Origin of the sequence: Kitasatospora cathayae, from assembly GCF_027627435.1 — a bacterium.
Classification (GTDB): Bacteria; Actinomycetota; Actinomycetes; order Streptomycetales; family Streptomycetaceae; genus Kitasatospora; species Kitasatospora cathayae.
This window is the reverse complement of record NZ_CP115450.1, coordinates 1,488,826-1,504,667: the sequence shown is the minus strand read 5'-3', so window position 1 is coordinate 1,504,667 and position 15,842 is coordinate 1,488,826. Positions and strand designations below refer to the sequence as shown.

Below are 15,842 nucleotides of genomic sequence, written 5' to 3'. Positions count from 1 at the left end.
CCGGGTCGCGGGTTCCCCGAAACGCCTGCACTATACCCAGCGATCTTCACCGCCGAGCCGGTACGCCAGCGCTGACCGGGCACGATGCCGGACAATCCGGCCGAACCCGAACCCGCGCTGCCGGGCCCGGTGTTGGCGCCCGCTCGGCGCATGCGGTCCCCGAGCCGCGCACGCTCCGGTCCGGCGGACGACCCGTCACCCCAGCGCCGCCAGGGCCTGGGCCGCGGCGCGCGCCATCTGCTCGTCGTGCCGCCCGCTGGACCCGCGCAGCCGGGCGGCGCCCTCCGCCGCCGCCAGGGCGAGCAGGCCCGGCAGCAGGTCGGTGCTGCGGGCGGCGACCCAGCGGGTGCCCCGGGTGGCCATCCACCACAGGTCGGCGGCGAGGCCCGGTGGGGGTTCGGCCGGTTCGGCGGCGGGTGGCGGGCCGAGCGGGTGGCCGGCCGTGGTGAGCAGCTCGTGGAACCGGCGGGCGATCAGGTGGTGGCCCGCGGCGCTGGGGTGGAGGCGGTCGACGCTCAGCAGCCCGCGCCGTGCGCACCAGGGCAGTTCGGCGAGGTGGAGGTGCACCGCCCGGTGCCGCACGGTGAGGGCGTGCACCACGGTGTTGACCGCCCGCATCCGCCGGGCCAGCGGTCGGGCGAGCGGTGCCGGGAGCCGGAGCAGGGCGCCGGGGTCGGGCAGGCAGGCGGTCAGCAAAACGGCGCCGTGGCGGGCGAGTTCACCAAGGGTGGCGTCCAGCTCCAGGGTGGTGCGCCGGATGTCGAAGCCGGCCCGCAGGGTGTCGTTGCCGCCGACGACCACCGCCGCCAGCTGGGGCCGCCGGTCCAGTGCGTCGGTCAGTTGATGTGCCGTCAAGTCGGCTGTGAGGGCGCCGCTGTACGCCAGGTTGGTGAACTCGACCGCCCGCCCCTCCGGCGCCAGTGACCGGGCGAGGACGGCGGCCCAGCCGCGCCACTGCTCGCCGACCTGGTCCCCGACCCCCTCCGTCAACGAGTCCCCGAGCGCGACGAAGCGCAGCAGCTCGCCCGCGGCCGGGCGTTCCTCCGCCGCCCGGTCAGGCCCGGCGTCCAGCACGCTCATCCCGACCCCCTTCCGCAGCCATCGAGTTCCGTGCCCCTTCGGTCGCTCCGGAGTTCCGCACCCCGTGCGCCGCCAGGAAGCCCGCCACCGCCGCCGGCCAGCCGTACCGTTCGGCCTGCGCCCGGGCGGCCGCCCGTCGTGCCTCCTCCGGCCGGTCCAGCAACTCCCGTACGGCGGAGGCGAATCCGGGCCCGGTGTCGGCGGCGGCCACCCCGGCGAGACCGATCAGCCCGGGCAGCGCGGAGGAGCGGCTGGCCACGACCGGTGTGCCGCAGGCCAGTGCCTCCAGCGCGGCCAGTCCGAAGGTCTCCACCGGCCCGGGGGCCAGCACCACGTCCGCACTGCCCAGCAGCCCGGCCAGCTCCGCGCGCCCGTTCAGGTGACCGAGGAAGCGCACCGGCAGCCGCAGCCGCGCGGCCCGGGCGGCCAGCCGCTCCCGCAGCGGGCCGGTCCCGGCCACCGCCAGGACGGCGGGCAGCCCGCGCGCCCGCAGTCGGCCCAGTGCCTCGACCGCCCGCTCGGGCCGCTTCTCCGCGGAGAGCCGCGAGCAGAGCACCAGCAGCACGTTCCCGGCCGCCGCGTACCGGGCCCGCTGCGCCGCCCGGGCGGCGGCCGGCAGCGGCCGCATCGCCGCCAGGTCCACCCCGAGCGGGGCCCGGACCAGGTTGGGCACGCCGATCCGCCGGAACTCCGCGGCCGCCCAGTCGGTGGTGCAGAGCACCGAGTCGTAGGCGCGGGCGGTGGCGGCGTTGAGCCGGTCGGCGGCCGCGGCGGCGAGCGGACCGGGCACTCCCCAGGTGCGCAGCAGTCCGGTGGCGCTCTCGTGCGAGACCATCACCGAGCGGACGCCGTGCCGACGGGCCCAACCGCCGGTCCAGCGCAGGGTCGTCCGGTCGGACACCTCCAGCCGGTCGGGGCCGAGCCGGGTGAGCTCGGCGGCCACCGCCCGCCGGTCGGCCAGCAGCCGGTAGCCGCCGCTGGCCGGCAGCACCGGCCCGGGGATGGTGATCACCAGTCCCTGCTCGGTCTCCTCCGCGGAGCGCCGCTCACCGGGCACGATCAGCACCGGCCGGTGGCCGGCCGCCCGGTACCCGGCGCCCAGGTGGCGCAGTGCGGTGCGCAGGCCGCCGGAGACCGGGGTGACGAAGTTGGCGAGCCGCACGATCGTCAACGGCCCGGTCCGGGGCGGGGGCGTCGTCATGCCGGCAGCTCCTCCGGCAGGACCGGCACCACCGGCTCGGCCGAAGCCGCCGCCGACGGAGGGAGGGGAGTGGGCAGTCCCCGGTGCTCCGCCAGCACTTCGGCGTAGTGCCGCAGCAGCAGGTCGCCGACCGCCTCCCAGGTCCGGGCGGTCACCTCGGCCCGCCCGGCCCGCCCGTACGCGGCCCGCCGCGCCGGGTCGGCGGCCAGTTCGGCCACCGCCCGGGCCACCGCGGCGCCGTCCCTGGGCGGCACCAGCAGCCCGGTGCGGTGGTGCGCGACCAGGTCGAGCGGGCCGCCGGCCGCCGGGCCGATCACCGGTACGCCGCTGGCCATCGCCTCCTGGATGGTCTGGCAGAAGGTCTCCAGCGGGCCGGTGTGCACGAACAGGTCCAGGGCGGCGAAACAGCGGGCCAGTTCCTCGCCGGTGCGGCGGCCGAGGAACACCGCGCCCGGCAGCGAGGCCTTCAGCCCGGGCGCCGAGGGCCCGTCCCCGACCACCACCACCCGCACTCCGGGCAGGGCGGACGCGGCGGCCAGCAGGTCCACCCGCTTCTCCGGCGCCAGCCGCCCGACGTACCCGACCAGCACCTCCCCGCCCGGGGCGAGCGCCCGGCGCAGCGCCTCGTCGCGGTGCCGCGGGTGGAAGCGCACCGAGTCCACCCCGCGCGGCCACAGCCGCACCCGGGGCACCCCGTGCGCGGTGAGGTCCTGCGCGGCCGGGGTGGACGGCGCCAGCGTGCGGGCGGCGGCCCGGTGCACGGCCCGGATCCGGCGCCAGGCCGCGGCCTCGCCGAGGCCCCGCCCGGCCCGGTAGGCGTGGGCGTACCCGGCGAGGTCGGTCTGGTACACGGCGACGGCGGGCACTCCGAGCCGCGCCGCGACCCGCATCCCGCGCGCGCCCAGCACGAACGGGCTGGCCAGGTGGACGATGTCCGGCCGGTGCCCGGCGAGGGCGGCGGCCAGCTGCCGGCTCGGCAGCGCGATCCGTACCTGCGGGTAGCCCGGCAGCGGCATCGAGGGGATGCGCACCACGGGGATCCGCTCGGCCTCGACGCCGGAGCCGAAGGTCCGGGGCGGGCAGTGGGCGCCCCGTGCCGGGGCGGGAGTGACGACGAGGGGCTGGTGGCCCCGGCGGACCAGGTGCTCGGCCGTCCGCAGCACGCTGTGGGCGACTCCGTTGACCTCGGGCGGGAAGGATTCGGTGACGATGGCGACGCGCATGCCCGTGTTGTCTCCGCGCCCGGCGTGCACCCGGCCAAAGGGATCTGTCGTACAGGCGAACGCGGGTCGGCGATTTGCACCACCGACCCGCGCGTCGAACGCCGTCCGAACCTCAGGCCGATCCGGCCGTCTCCTTGAGCTCCGCGTACGGCGCGAGCTTGCGGATCGACTCGATGCTCTTCAGGCAGTCGTCCTTGCTCTCCTGCGGGTCGCCCGTCACCACGATGGACCCGTTGCTCGCCTTGAGCCGGAACCGGTGCATCCCGCTCTCGTCCTTGTACAGCTCGAATTTCCCAGCCATGCCGAAACAGCCTCTCGCTCGTGTGGCCCCCTGGCTCCGCACCGTAGGTCCAACTGCCTTGCTTCGCCCGTCAGATGATCCATCCGAGTCATCGGCCCCCTGCCGCCTGACCCGTTCGGGTCAGATGGCGCTCACTGCCGGCGACGACTTGCCAACCCCTCAACCGGATAGCTCACGAAGTCGCACTGGAGTGCTGGCGGGACGATGATGTGTCGGCGCACCCCGTGGGATGTACTGGGACTCGGTCCTCGGGGGACGCTACGTCGTACCGGGGCCTGCTGCTACGGCTGAGTGACAAGAGTGCGGCTCCCCGAAGATGTTCACGGTGTGACGAGTCGAGCCCTCTTAACTTCTTCTGACACTCGACTGTGTCGCCCAGCAGGCGGTTGCCCGCGTCCGCCACCCATGGAGGTCATCTGATGAATCTTCGGCCCTGGGTCGTAGCGTCCCTGGCCGGTGTGGCCATCGCTCTCGCTCCTGCGCCTGCAGGCGTCGCCGTGCAGGCGTCCACACCGCACGCGCCCGGCTCCGCGTGGCCCCGGGAAGAGGACGGGGAAGGGGCAGGAGAAGGGGGTGGGGAGGGGCACCGCCATCACTACAGCCCCTGGCGCCACTGCTTCAGCCCCCGCCGCGTCGTGCTCATCGACAGAACCCTCAGGGCGATTCTGACCAACAGTCGGCGTGGGCCGGAGGCTCTCGTTCTCCAGGGGAGTCCGTCGTCCTCGTCCTCGTCGCCGGAGGCACCGTGGGACAACTTTTCCGTTTCAACGTATATGGACGTGAACTATCCCACCCAGACCAGCAACCAGTATGAGTTTCAGATCCGTGGCTTCTTCAGGGAACACCCGGTCTTCGTGGTGAAGGCCTTCGACCGCCACGAGCGAGTCTTCCCCTTCGCGGCCGCCCGCTGCGTCGACGACTACGACGACGACCACCGCCACGACGACGGTGACCGCGATGACCACGCCCGTCCGCACGATGGTGCGGCTGCCGAGGGGAGAGACCCGTCCGGCGCCCCGTCGCCCCAGGAGTCGGGCTCCCCGTCACCCCAGGAAGGGGACCACGGGCACAACGGCCAGACCACTCCGGAGACTCCCGCCTCCGGCGGCACCAGCCTCCCTCCTCCGCCCGATGGCACGGTTGTCGGTGGGAGCGTTGGCCGCCTGGGCGCGAAGCGCGTCGGGATCGCGACCGGCGGCTTGCTGACGGTTCTAGGAGCGGTGGCCGCGGCCTGGCTTCACCGCCGCCGTCGGCGGCGTGCCACTCGGCCGGAGCAGGGACCGGCAGCACCGCCGACCCCTGACGGCACATCGGACCAGGAGCCCGATGTGCCGCCGACCCAGCCGTAGTGATGGCGAACGGCCGGCCTCCCGGCGGAACCGGTCAGGAGGAAGTGCTGCCTTCGGAGGGGTCCGACGTGGCCGAGGGACTCGGGCGGGGGTCGTGGGGGCAGATCCAGTTGGGGTTCTTGATCCCGAAGCTCAGGCCCCACTCCCTGTCACAGCCGCCCCAGTATGCTCTCACCCAACCGCAGTAGGGGCCGCCGTAGCTGTGACAGGGGCGCACTGGTTCCTGCGGGCCCGGATTCGTCGAGAGCGGCCAGGACCGTTCGGCCTTGCTCAGCGACGTGCCGGAGGATCCGACCATGCGGACCCGCGTGGCATCGGAACCGTGGGACGTCCGGTCCATGAGGAAGAGGGGCAGGCCGAGGGCCGAGACGGAAGCCGCCACCGATGCGGCAGCGAGAGCGCAGCGGGTCAGGCGCATGACTGTTCCTCCTGGCTTCGTGGTCTGTGGCAGGTGCGGACGAACTCTGCACACGAGTGCCGCCACCGTGAGCGCCGGAGTTGAACGTATGGTCTGGAAAACTTCCCGGCCGCCAGCGAACCGCCAATTGGGCGGCCTTGCCCCGGTTCTTCACTCGAAGGGGTCTCGTCCCCTCCCGGAGATCGACCGGGAGGGGACGCCCGTACCCGAGAAGCCGTACGCCCTGACCGGAGGAACCGGGTCAGGGCGCTGAGTCGCGGGTCGACGGAGGTGGTGGAACTCGGGGGCGGACCTGGCTGCGGCGAGTGATGGCGAGAGATGTTTTCCCAGGCCAGAAGGCCTGTGTGGGCGCTAGCCAACCCCCTCGCACCGCACCGTAGGGGTGGCCCCGGCGCGCCGCCCGCCGACCGGGGCATCCGAGTCATCGGGCCCCGGGCCGACGTGGCCCGTTCGGGGCACGTCGGGAGCGCGGGCGTGCGCGCCGGACTCAGACGCAGTTGAGGCGCTCGGCGATGGAGCGGAGGATCCGGGCCTGGTGGTGGATCAGGTAGAAGTGGCCGCCGTCGTGGACGTCGAGGGAGAAGGCGCCGGTGGTGTGGTCGGACCAGGCGGCCGCCTCGTCCTCGGTGACCATCGGGTCCTCGGTCCCGATGAGGACGTGCACGGGGCAGTTCAGCTCGGGGCCGGGCCGGTAGCGGTAGGTCTCGGCCGCCTTGTAGTCGTTGCGGATGGCGGGCAGCGCCATCCGGAGCAACTCCTCGTCGCCGAGCACCTGTTCGTCGGTGCCGCTGAGTTCCCGGAGCTTCGCGATCAGTTCGCCGTCGTCGCCGAGGTGGACGGTGCCGCCCTCGCGGTGGCGGGAGGGGGCGGGCCGGGCCGAGACGAAGAGCGCGCTCGGCACCGTGCCGGCCTCCTCGAAGCGGCGGGCCAGTTCGAAGGCGAGGCTGGCGCCCATGCTGTGGCCGAAGAACGCCACCGGGCCGTCCGTGTTCCGCCGGAGCACGGGGAGGAGCTGGTCGGCGAGCTCGTCGATCGACTCGACCAACGGCTCCGAGCGACGGTCCTGTCGACCCGGGTACTGGACCGCCACCACTTCACAACGGGGGGCCAGCGCGCGGGACATGGGGAAGTAGAAGGTGGCGCTGCCGCCCGCGTGCGGGAGGCAGACGAGGGTCGGGGCGCCGGGATCGGCCTGGTGGTAGCGGCGTATCCAGAGCTGGTCGGTGGTGACGGTGCGAGTCATGGGTGGGGCTGTCCTTCCGGGGATCGTCAGCGCGGCTGCTCGGGTTCGATCTCCGCGTAACGGTCGCGGAGTTCGGCCAGGATCGGATGATCCGCCGCAAAAGGCACGGATCCGATGGCGGAGATCGGCCGGACGCCGACGGCCGCGTTCGTGGCGAACGCCGCTTCCATGGCCGGGAGCTGGTCCAGGGTCACGGTCCGTGACACACAGCGTTCGTGAATTCCGGTCAGCAGTGCCTCGGTCACGCCGGGCAGGTGCTCCGCCTGCGGCCAGACCACCCGGTGGCCGTCGAAGAATCCCACGTTCCAGGTGGCGCCCTCGGAGATCCCCAGCTCGTCGCCGTGGAACAACGCGTCGTCGAAGCCGTCGAGTTGCGCCGCGCGACGCAGGTGCAGGCTGTCGAACAGTCCGGTGTGCTTCACCCCGGCGACCTGGCGCAGGTGCCTGACGGGCTGGACGCGCATCGGCCCCTGCGGAACCGCCGGTGCGGGACGCGTGGTGACGAGGATCCGCGGGGCGGCCGGTCCGGCCGGGTGAGGGAGGCTCAGGTCCGGATCGAAGACGGTGATCCGGACGATGATGTCATCCGTCGTCAGATCCACTGCGCGGCAGAGTTCTTGACTGACCTGATCCAGGTTCAGTTCGGCGCCGAACACGGTTCGGCAGTCCCGTGCCAGTCGTGCGAAATGCAGCCCGAGCCCGCGTATTGCGCCGCCCTCGACGCGCATGGTTGTGAAATGTCCGTAACCGGTCAGTGCGAGCGACGTGATCTCGTCGACGCCCAACTGTCGCTCGTCGAGCTCTTCCATGGCGCACAGTGTTCCACCTGCGAGGTTGCCCGACGACAGTGACGATCATCACCACCCGGGAGGGCATTGTCGCAGGCCGTGGACTTCTGGCAAGATCACGACCGCTCGCTGGTGAGAAACCGTCACCGGTGTCGGCGCTATTGAGACTGGAACCGGGGGGGCCGTCAGTTGATCGAGAAGTTCGAGCGCGCAGCCGAGGAAGCGGGTTTCGTTCTCGACGCCTCGCAGATCGCCGCGGCCGAGCGGCTTTCCGCGCTCGCCGCCGAGTTGACCGGCCGGCGCCGCTTCTTCGGCGGGAAGCAGCCGCGTGGCGTCTACGTGTGGGGACCGGTCGGACGCGGCAAGAGCTGGCTGACCGGGGTCTTCTACGAGGCGCTGCCGGTACGGAACAAGCGCCGGGTGCACTTCCACGAGTTCTTCCGGGAGTTCCACGCCGTCTACGCCCGGCACCGCAAGGAACGGAACGCCTGCGACCTGGCCGTCGCCGAGCTGCTGAGCGACTGCCGGCTGCTGTTCTTCGACGAGTTCCACGTGCACGACCCGGGCGACGCCATGATGATGGGCCGCGTCCTGACCTCGCTGTTCGACCAGAAGGTCACCCTGGTGACCACCTCGAACTACCCGCCCGACGGCCTGCTGCCGAACCCGGTCTACCACCACATGTTCGAGCCGACCATCAAGCTGCTCGAAGGCAACCTGGACGTCCTGGAGGTCGCGGGCCCGCAGGACTACCGCGCGGAGAGCACCACCGGAGCGGCCCGTTCGCAGTTCCAGCGCGGGGCCTACATCTGGCCCGGCACCGAGCAGCAGCTGCGCGAGGCCGGGCTCGAGCCGCCGACCGACGGCGAGCGGCAGCGCATCGACATCGGCGGCCGGGACCTGGTGGCCCGCGCCGTGCGCGACGACCTCGTCTGGTTCGACTTCCACGAGCTGTGCGACGAGCGCACCTCGACCATCGACTACCTGGGCCTGGCCGACCGGTTCGGCACCTGGGTGCTCTCCGGACTGCCGGAACTGACGTCCGGCAGCAGGGACGCCGCGCAGCGCTTCGCCAACCTGGTCGACGTCCTGTGCGACCGGGACGCGAAGCTCTACCTCGTCGCCGACGGCCCCCTGGCGGACTGCCTGCGGGGCGATGCCCTGCCCATCGACATCAACCGCACCGCCAGTCGCCTCATGCTCCTTCCGGGCTCCGCCACGCCGGGTGCGACGCGGGCGACCAGACAGGCGTGAACGAGGACCGGACGGTGGTCCGAGGCCGCCGTCCGGCCGTGGCGAATCCCGTAGGAGGAGCAAGACCATGGCGGCTGAAGAGAAGCTGCGCGACTACCTGAAGCGGGCCACCGCCGAGCTTCGCAACGTCCGGCAGCAGCTCCAGGAGGCGGAGGAATCCGCCCACGAGCCCATCGCGATCGTCGGGATGAGCTGCCGGTACCCGGGCGGGGTCGGTTCGCCGGAGGACCTGTGGCGACTGGTCGCCGACGGCACCGACGCGATATCGCCCTTCCCGACCGACCGCGGCTGGGACACCGAGGGCATCTACGACCCCGACCCGGAACGCCCCGGCCGCACGTACACGCGGGAAGGGGGCTTCCTGCGGGGCGTGACCGAGTTCGACGCCGAGTTCTTCGGGATCAACCGGCGCGAGGCCCTCGCCATGGACCCGCAGCAGCGGCTCCTGCTGGAGACCGCGTGGGAGGCCGTGGAACGCGCCGGCATCGACGCGACGACGCTGCGCGGCAGCCGCACCGGGGTCTTCGCCGCGGTGATGTACCACGACTACGAGGGCCTGCTCGAAGGGCAGGACGAGCTCGCCGGCTACGTCATCAACGGCAGCGCCGGCAGCATCGCCTCCGGGCGCATCGCGTACACCTTCGGCTTCGAGGGCCCGGCGCTGACCGTCGACACCGCCTGCTCGTCCTCCCTCGTCACCCTGCACCTCGCCGCGCAGGCGCTGCGGCGCGGCGAGTGCACCCTGGCCCTGGCCGGCGGGGCCACCGTGATGTCGACGCCCGCCTCGTTCATCGAGTTCAGCCGGCAGCGCTCGCTCGCCCCCGACGGCCGCTGCAAGGCCTTCGCGGCCGCGGCCGACGGCACCGGCTGGGGCGAGGGCGTCGGCATGCTGTTGCTGGAGCGGCTCTCCGACGCCCGGCGCAACGGCCACCCCGTCCTCGCGGTGGTCCGGGGCTCGGCGGTGAACCAGGACGGCGCGAGCAACGGCCTCACGGCGCCCAACGGACCCTCCCAGCAGCGGGTGATCCGCCAGGCGCTGGAGAACGCGCGACTGCGCTCCGACGAGATCGACGCCGTCGAGGCGCACGGCACCGGCACCTCCCTCGGCGACCCCATCGAGGCCCAGTCCCTCCTGGCCACCTACGGGCAGGAGCGCGCCTCGGACCAGTACCTGTGGCTCGGCTCCCTCAAGTCGAACATCGGCCACAGCCAGGCCGCCGCGGGCGTCGGCGGCATCATCAAGATGGTCATGGCGATGCGGCACGGCGTCCTGCCGAAGTCCCTGCACTGCGCCGAGCCGACCGGGCACGTCGACTGGTCCTCCGGTGCCGTCCGGCTGCTCACCGAGGCCAGGCCCTGGCCGGAGACCGGCCGGCCCCGGCGCGCCGCCGTGTCCTCCTTCGGCATCAGCGGCACCAACGCGCACGCGATCCTCGAACAGGCGCCGGTGGCCGTCGAGGAGGAGCCGGCGCCCGCTCCCGAGCAGACGCCGCGGGCCACGCCGTCCGTCCTCCCCGAGGTGCCACCGGTGATCCCGCTGCTGCTGTCCGGCAGGTCGGCGGACGCCCTGCGGGCGCAGGCCGAGCGGCTGCGGGAGAGCATCGAGGCGGAGCCGTCCGCCGACCCGGCGGACATCGCGGCCGCGCTGGTGCGCAACCGCTCCTCCTTCGAGCACCGGGCGGTGGTCCTCGGCCGGGACCGGCAGTCCCTGCTGCGGGAGTTGACCGCCCTCGCCGAGGACGCCCCGACCGTGCCGCGGGGAACCGCCCCGGCCGGTGCCCGACCGGTGTTCGTCTTCCCCGGCCAGGGTTCCCAGTGGACCGGCATGGCGCTCGAACTCCTCGAGTCCTCCCCGGTCTTCGCCGCGCGCATCGAGGAGTGCGACCGGGCGTTCGCACCGTACCTCGACTGGTCGCTGACCGGGGTGCTGCGCGGCGCCGAGGGCACGCCGTCCCTCGACCGGGTGGACGTGCTCCAGCCCGCGCTGTTCGCCGTGATGCTGGGACTCGCCGAGGTGTGGCGGGCCTGCGGGATCCAGCCCGCCGCGGTCGTCGGCCACAGCCAGGGCGAGGTGGCCGCCGCGGTGGTGGCCGGCGCGCTCTCGCTGCCCGACGCCGCCCGGATCGTGGCCCTGCGCAGCCAGGCCCTGCTCGAACTGTCGGGCACCAGCGGCATGCTGTCCGTCTCGCTCTCGGCCCGGGCGGTCGAGGAGCGGCTGCGGCCGTGGGGCGAGCGGCTCTCCGTCGCGGCCGTCAACGGGCCGCACTCCGTGGTGGTCTCGGGCGACAGCGGCGCACTGGAGGAGTTCCGCCTCGCGCTGGAGGCCGACGGGACGTGGGCCCGGCGCATCCCGGGCGTCGACACGCCCGGGCACTCGGCCCGCATCGACGAGGTCCACGAGCGCATGCTGGCCGCGCTCGCCGAAACCGCGCCGAGCGCCTCGGACGTGCCGTTCTACTCCACCGTCACCGGCGGCCTGCTCGCCACCGACGAGCTCGACGCCGACTACTGGTACCGCAACATGCGCCAGACCGTGCAGCTGGAGCCCGCGACGCGGGCGCTCGTCGCCGACGGCTACGCGCACTTCCTGGAGATCAGCCCGCACCCCGTCCTGCACGTCGGGATCCGGGAGACCTGCGAGGCGGCCGGCGGCCAGGTCTTCCTGGGGGAGACGCTGCGCCGCACCGACGGCGGTCCGCAGCGGCTGCTCACCTCGCTCGCCCAGGCCTGGATCCACGGTCTCGCACCGGACTGGGGCGTCGTGCTCGGCGACCGCCGGCCGCAGCCGGTGGAGCTGCCCACCTACCCCTTCCAGCGGGTGCGCCTGTGGCCGCAGGCCCGGCAGGGCCGGACGGACGCCGACTCGCTCGGCCTGCGCAACGCCGACAACCCGCTGCTGGGCGCCGGCGTGCCGCTGCCCGAGACGGACGGATTCCTCTTCACCGGGCGCCTGTCCCGCGGCAGCCACGTCTGGCTCGCCGACCACGCGCTCGCCGGCACCGTGCTACTGCCGGGTACGGCCTTCCTCGAACTCGCCCTCCACGCGGGCCGGCTGCTCGACTGCGGACAGGTCGACGAACTGCTGCTGGAGAGCCCGCTGCCGCTGCCCGAACAGGGCGGTGTCCAGGTGCAGTTGACGGTGGCGGCGCCCGACGCCTCGGGCCGCCGTACGGTGCAGGTGTACGCCCGCCCGGACGAGCCGGAGGCCTTCGCCGTCGGAGAGCCGTGGACCAGGCACGCCACCGGCGTCCTCGCCCCCTCGGCCCCCATCACCCCCGTGCCGCTGGGCAGCTGGCCGCCCGAGGGCGCGGCCGAGCTCGAAGTCGGCGACGTCTACGAGCGCTTCGCGGCGGCCGGTTTCGAGTACGGTCCCGCCTTCCGGGGGATCCGGGCCGCCTGGCGCCGGGGCGAGGAGGTCTTCGCCGAGGTCGCGCTGCCCGACCGGCTCCGGCCGGACGCCCAGGGGTTCGGGATCCATCCGGCGCTGCTCGACGCGGTGCTGCAGACCATTCCGCTGGGTGCGCTGGTCGGCGAGGACGGCGGGATCGAGCACGGCCGGATGCCGTTCGCCTGGCACGGCGTCTCGCTGCACGCCGCCGGCGCGGCCGCGCTGCGGGTCCGGCTCGCCCCGGCGGGCGAGGAGGCCGTCACGATCCGGGTCGCCGACCAGTCGGGACTGCCGGTGGCGACCGTGAAGTCCCTGGCGCTGCGCCCGGTGAAGACGGAACAGCTCGCGGCGGCGGCGCGACGGGCCGACTCGCTCTTCCGGCTGACCTGGGAGCGGCTCGCCGCCCCCCGGGCCGCGCAGCAGGCGCGGACCGTGCTCGGCCCGGACACCCCGGGGCCGGAGGGTGCCGAACGGCTGGACGGCTTCGCGCAGTTGCGCGCGGCGCTCGACGCGGGAACGGGCGCCGGAACCGAGGTCCCCGCTGTCGTCCTGGCCTCGGTCGGGGAGACCGGGGTGCGCGCCGCGGCGACCGCCGCCCTGGAACTCCTCCAGGCCTGGCTGGCCGAGCCGCGGCTGGAGGACTCCCGGCTGGTGCTGCTCACCCGGGGCGCCGTCGCGCTCCCCGGCGACCCGGCACCCGACCTCGCCCAGGCCGCCGTGCTGGGCCTGCTCCGTTCCGCCCAGTCGGAGAACCCGGGCCGCTTCACGGTCATCGACACGGACGGCGACCAGGCCTCGCGCCGGGCGCTGGCCGCGGCACTGGCGGCCGACGAGCCGCAGCTCGCGCTGCGCAAGGGCGAGCTCCACGTCCCTCGGCTGGCCCGCGCGACCCACACGGAGCCGGACGGGCCGGCGTTCGCCCCGGACGGCACGGTGCTGGTGACCGGCGGCACCGGCGCGCTGGGCCGCGCCGTCGCCCGCAGCCTGGTCACCGACCACGGCGTGCGGCGGCTGCTGCTGGTCAGCCGGAGCGGAGCGGCCGGTGGGCTGCAGGAGGAACTCGCCGCCCTGGGCGCCACGGTGACCGTCGCCGCCTGCGACGTCGCCGACCGGGAGGCCCTGGCCGCACTGCTGGACTCCGTCCCGCGGGAGCACCCGCTGACCGGGGTGGTGCACACGGCGGCGGTGCTCGACGACGGGATCGTGCAGTCGCTCACCGCGGAGCGGTTCGACACCGTGCTGCGTCCGAAGGTGGACGCGGCGGTGCACCTGGACGAGCTGACCAGGGACTCGGACCTCTCGGCCTTCGTGCTCTTCTCCTCGGCCGCCGCCCTGTTCGGCGCACCGGGGCAGGGCAACTACTCCGCCGCCAACGCCGTGCTGGACGCCCTCGCCCAGCGCCGTCGGGCCGAAGGCCGGCCCGCGGTGTCCCTCGCCTGGGGGCTGTGGGCCGAGTCGAGCGGCATGACCGGCCACCTGGACGACGCGGGCATCGCCCGCATCGAACGGGACGGGCTGCGGGCGCTGTCGACCGCGGAGGGTCTGGAGCTGTTCGCCGGCGCGCTGGGTCACGAGGAGGCGGTGCTCGTACCGTTCCGGGTGGACTTGAGGCAGCTGCGTGCGCAGGCGCCCGGCGGCGTCGTCCCGCACCTGTTCCGGGCCCTGCTGCCGGTGCCGGTGCGCCGGGACGCTCCCGCGGCGGCGGCGGAGTCCTCGCTGCCGCGGCAGCTCGCCGCGGTGCCGGCGGCCGAACGCGGGCGGATCCTGGCCGATCTGGTCCGTACGAACGCCGCCGCCGTGCTCGGCCTGGCCGACGGTCAACTGGTCGACGAGAGCCGTGGGTTCTTCGACATGGGGCTCGACTCGCTCACCGCGGTGCAGCTGCGCAACCGGCTGGGCGCCGCGGTCGGGGTGACCCTGCCCACCACCCTCGTGTTCGACTACCCGACGCCGACGGCGCTGAGCGACTACCTACTCGGGGAGCTGGCGATCGAGGAGGCGCCGGTTCCGCTGATCGGCGAGCTGGACGGGATCGAGACGGCGCTGCGGGCCGTGGTCGCGGACGGTGACGAGGAGGTGCGCGGGAAGCTGTACGAGCGCCTCCAGGAGCTCGCGCGGATCTGCGCGGCTCCCGCGGCCACCGGTGCGGAGGCCGGCTCCGGCGGGGGCCTGGACTCGGCCTCGGCGGACGACATCTTCGCGTTCATCCAGCAGGAGTTCGGCAAGGCCTGACCGCCACCCTGAGGCCGCGGCGGAAATGCGAAATGGCCGTTGGTCTCCGAATCGGAGACCAACGGCCTTTCCGGACGCATTGTCAGTTCTTGTGCAGACGCACCGGAAGTCTTTCCAGGCCCTGCATCATGAAGCTCTTGCGCCACTTCAATTCGGAGTCCGGGACGGCCAGCTCCAGGTCCGGGAACCGGCCCAGCAGGTGACGCAGGGCGATCTCCATCTCCAGGCGGGCCAGCGGGGCGCCGACGCAGTAGTGGATGCCGTGCCCGAAGCCCAGGTGCCCGGCGGTGGAACGGGTGACGTCGAGCTGGTGGGGGCAGCCGAACTGGGCGCCGTCCCGGTTCGCCGCGCCCAGCAGGACGGAGACGTACTCACCGGTGCCGACCGTCACGCCGCCGAGCTCGAACGGCTCGGTGGCGTAGCGCAGCGTCGCCCGGTTTCCGGGGCCCTCGTAGCGGAGGAACTCCTCGTTGGCGGCCGGGATTCCGCTCGGGTCGAGGCGCAGGGCCGCGAGCTGCTCCGGGTGGTTGAGCAGGGCCCGCAGGCCGTGGCCGATCATGTTGACCGTGGTCTCGTAACCCGCCACCACGAGCAGGAAGACGGTGGAGACCAGCTCGATGTCGGAGAGCTTGTCCTCCTCGTCCCTGGCGTGGATCAGCGCGCTGACCAGGTCTTCGGCCGGCTGGGCGCGCTTGAGCTGGATCATCTCCCCGATGTGCTGGCCGAACCGGGCCATGTTCGGGCCCGCGTTCTCGTTGTCGTTGGACATGATCGCGGCGGTCAGTCCGGTCAGGACCGGGAAGTGCTCCTCGCTGATGCCGAGCAGCTGCCCGAGCACCCGGACGGGGAACTGCGCCGTGTACTCCTCGACCAGGTCGACGACGCCGCCCTCGGCGGCGGCCTTCCGCTCGGCGGCGTCCAGGAGTTCGGTGCTGATGGCCTCGATGACCGGCTCGAGCTTCTTCACGCTACGGGCCGTCAGGGCCTTGTTCACGAGCTTGCGCAGCCGGGTGTGGTCCGGCGGGTCCATGTTGAGCATGTGCCGGCCGACCGAGCTGTGCTCCAGGCGCGGCGTGCCGCCCTCGGACATCTCCCGGTCGAAATATCCGAGTTGAACCGAAGTGTCGATGTCCTTGGACAGCGCCGGGTGCGAGAGCGCGATGCGCGCCTCCTCGTAGTTGACGACCGCCCAGACCTTCAGCCCGCTCGGCAGCAGCATCCGGTGCACCGACCCCTTGCTCTGCAAGGCGTCGTAGGCCGGATACGGGTTCCTCATGAACTCCTCATCCATGATCGGCAGGGACACGGATTCTCCTTGAATCAGCGGACTTGTGGATTTCGCATATGTCCGGTGTGCGATGCGTT

9 protein-coding genes and 1 pseudogene are annotated in these 15,842 nt (G+C 73.2%); 3 read left to right on the top strand and 7 right to left on the bottom strand.

Translation table 11 applies throughout. From position 1 onward, the window contains the following. Positions 1–195: 195 nt before the first annotated feature. From O1G21_RS06810 to O1G21_RS06795, 4 genes are all read right to left on the bottom strand, one after another. Positions 196–1,080 carry an SGNH/GDSL hydrolase family protein gene (locus tag O1G21_RS06810; protein ID WP_270141656.1) on the bottom strand — a complete coding sequence of 295 codons (885 nt, stop codon included), beginning with the start codon at positions 1,078–1,080 and terminating at the stop codon, positions 196–198. Further along, positions 1,055–2,281, bottom strand: coding sequence for a glycosyltransferase (locus O1G21_RS06805; protein ID WP_270141654.1), 1,227 nt, complete (start codon positions 2,279–2,281; stop codon positions 1,055–1,057). Before O1G21_RS06805 ends, O1G21_RS06810 begins: the two co-directional genes overlap by 26 nt. Further along, on the bottom strand, positions 2,278–3,504 hold the full coding sequence (locus O1G21_RS06800) for a glycosyltransferase family 4 protein (protein ID WP_270141653.1): 1,227 nt from the start codon (positions 3,502–3,504) through the stop codon (positions 2,278–2,280). Before O1G21_RS06800 ends, O1G21_RS06805 begins: the two co-directional genes overlap by 4 nt. Before the next feature lie 112 nt (positions 3,505–3,616). Then, positions 3,617–3,805: a YegP family protein gene (locus O1G21_RS06795; RefSeq protein ID WP_270141651.1), complete on the bottom strand. Its 189-nt coding sequence runs from the start codon at positions 3,803–3,805 to the stop codon at positions 3,617–3,619. 635 nt (positions 3,806–4,440) lie between these two features. Here O1G21_RS06795 and O1G21_RS06790 point away from each other — a divergent pair. Continuing rightward, entirely contained in the window at positions 4,441–5,154 is a 714-nt protein-coding gene (locus O1G21_RS06790) for a hypothetical protein (protein WP_270141649.1), read from the top strand. Positions 5,155–6,059: 905 nt separating this feature from the next. Here O1G21_RS06790 and O1G21_RS06785 read toward each other — a convergent pair. Together O1G21_RS06785 and O1G21_RS06780 are read right to left on the bottom strand one after the other, a co-directional pair. Then, positions 6,060–6,815 carry a thioesterase II family protein gene (locus tag O1G21_RS06785; protein ID WP_270141647.1) on the bottom strand — a complete coding sequence of 252 codons (756 nt, stop codon included), beginning with the start codon at positions 6,813–6,815 and terminating at the stop codon, positions 6,060–6,062. Between the two features lie 26 nt (positions 6,816–6,841). Beyond that, complete coding sequence (locus O1G21_RS06780; RefSeq protein ID WP_270141645.1) at positions 6,842–7,624, bottom strand: aminotransferase class IV; 783 nt, start codon at positions 7,622–7,624, stop codon at positions 6,842–6,844. A 168-nt stretch (positions 7,625–7,792) separates the two neighbouring features. On the opposite strand from O1G21_RS06780, the gene zapE reads away from it, so the two are divergent. Continuing rightward, entirely contained in the window at positions 7,793–8,857 is a 1,065-nt protein-coding gene (gene zapE / locus O1G21_RS06775; RefSeq protein WP_270141643.1) for a cell division protein ZapE, read from the top strand. 70 nt (positions 8,858–8,927) lie between these two features. Continuing rightward, positions 8,928–14,477, top strand: a pseudogene (locus O1G21_RS06770) (SDR family NAD(P)-dependent oxidoreductase); the annotation flags it as partial. Between the two features lie 82 nt (positions 14,478–14,559). On the opposite strand, the gene O1G21_RS06765 reads toward O1G21_RS06770, so the two are convergent. Next, positions 14,560–15,783 (bottom strand): cytochrome P450 family protein, encoded by a 1,224-nt coding sequence (locus O1G21_RS06765; RefSeq protein ID WP_270141640.1) that lies wholly within the window; start codon positions 15,781–15,783, stop codon positions 14,560–14,562. Positions 15,784–15,842 lie beyond the last annotated feature (59 nt).

What these genes read in the sequence shown, in the direction of transcription:
- O1G21_RS06810 (WP_270141656.1), bottom strand. Translation starts at nt 1,080, where the DNA reads ATGAGCGTGCTGGACGCCGGGCCTGACCGGGCGGCGGAGGAACGCCCG.
- O1G21_RS06805 (WP_270141654.1), bottom strand. Translation starts at nt 2,281, where the DNA reads ATGACGACGCCCCCGCCCCGGACCGGGCCGTTGACGATCGTGCGGCTC.
- O1G21_RS06800 (WP_270141653.1), bottom strand. Translation starts at nt 3,504, where the DNA reads ATGCGCGTCGCCATCGTCACCGAATCCTTCCCGCCCGAGGTCAACGGA.
- O1G21_RS06795 (WP_270141651.1), bottom strand. Translation starts at nt 3,805, where the DNA reads ATGGCTGGGAAATTCGAGCTGTACAAGGACGAGAGCGGGATGCACCGG.
- O1G21_RS06785 (WP_270141647.1), bottom strand. Translation starts at nt 6,815, where the DNA reads ATGACTCGCACCGTCACCACCGACCAGCTCTGGATACGCCGCTACCAC.
- O1G21_RS06780 (WP_270141645.1), bottom strand. Translation starts at nt 7,624, where the DNA reads ATGGAAGAGCTCGACGAGCGACAGTTGGGCGTCGACGAGATCACGTCG.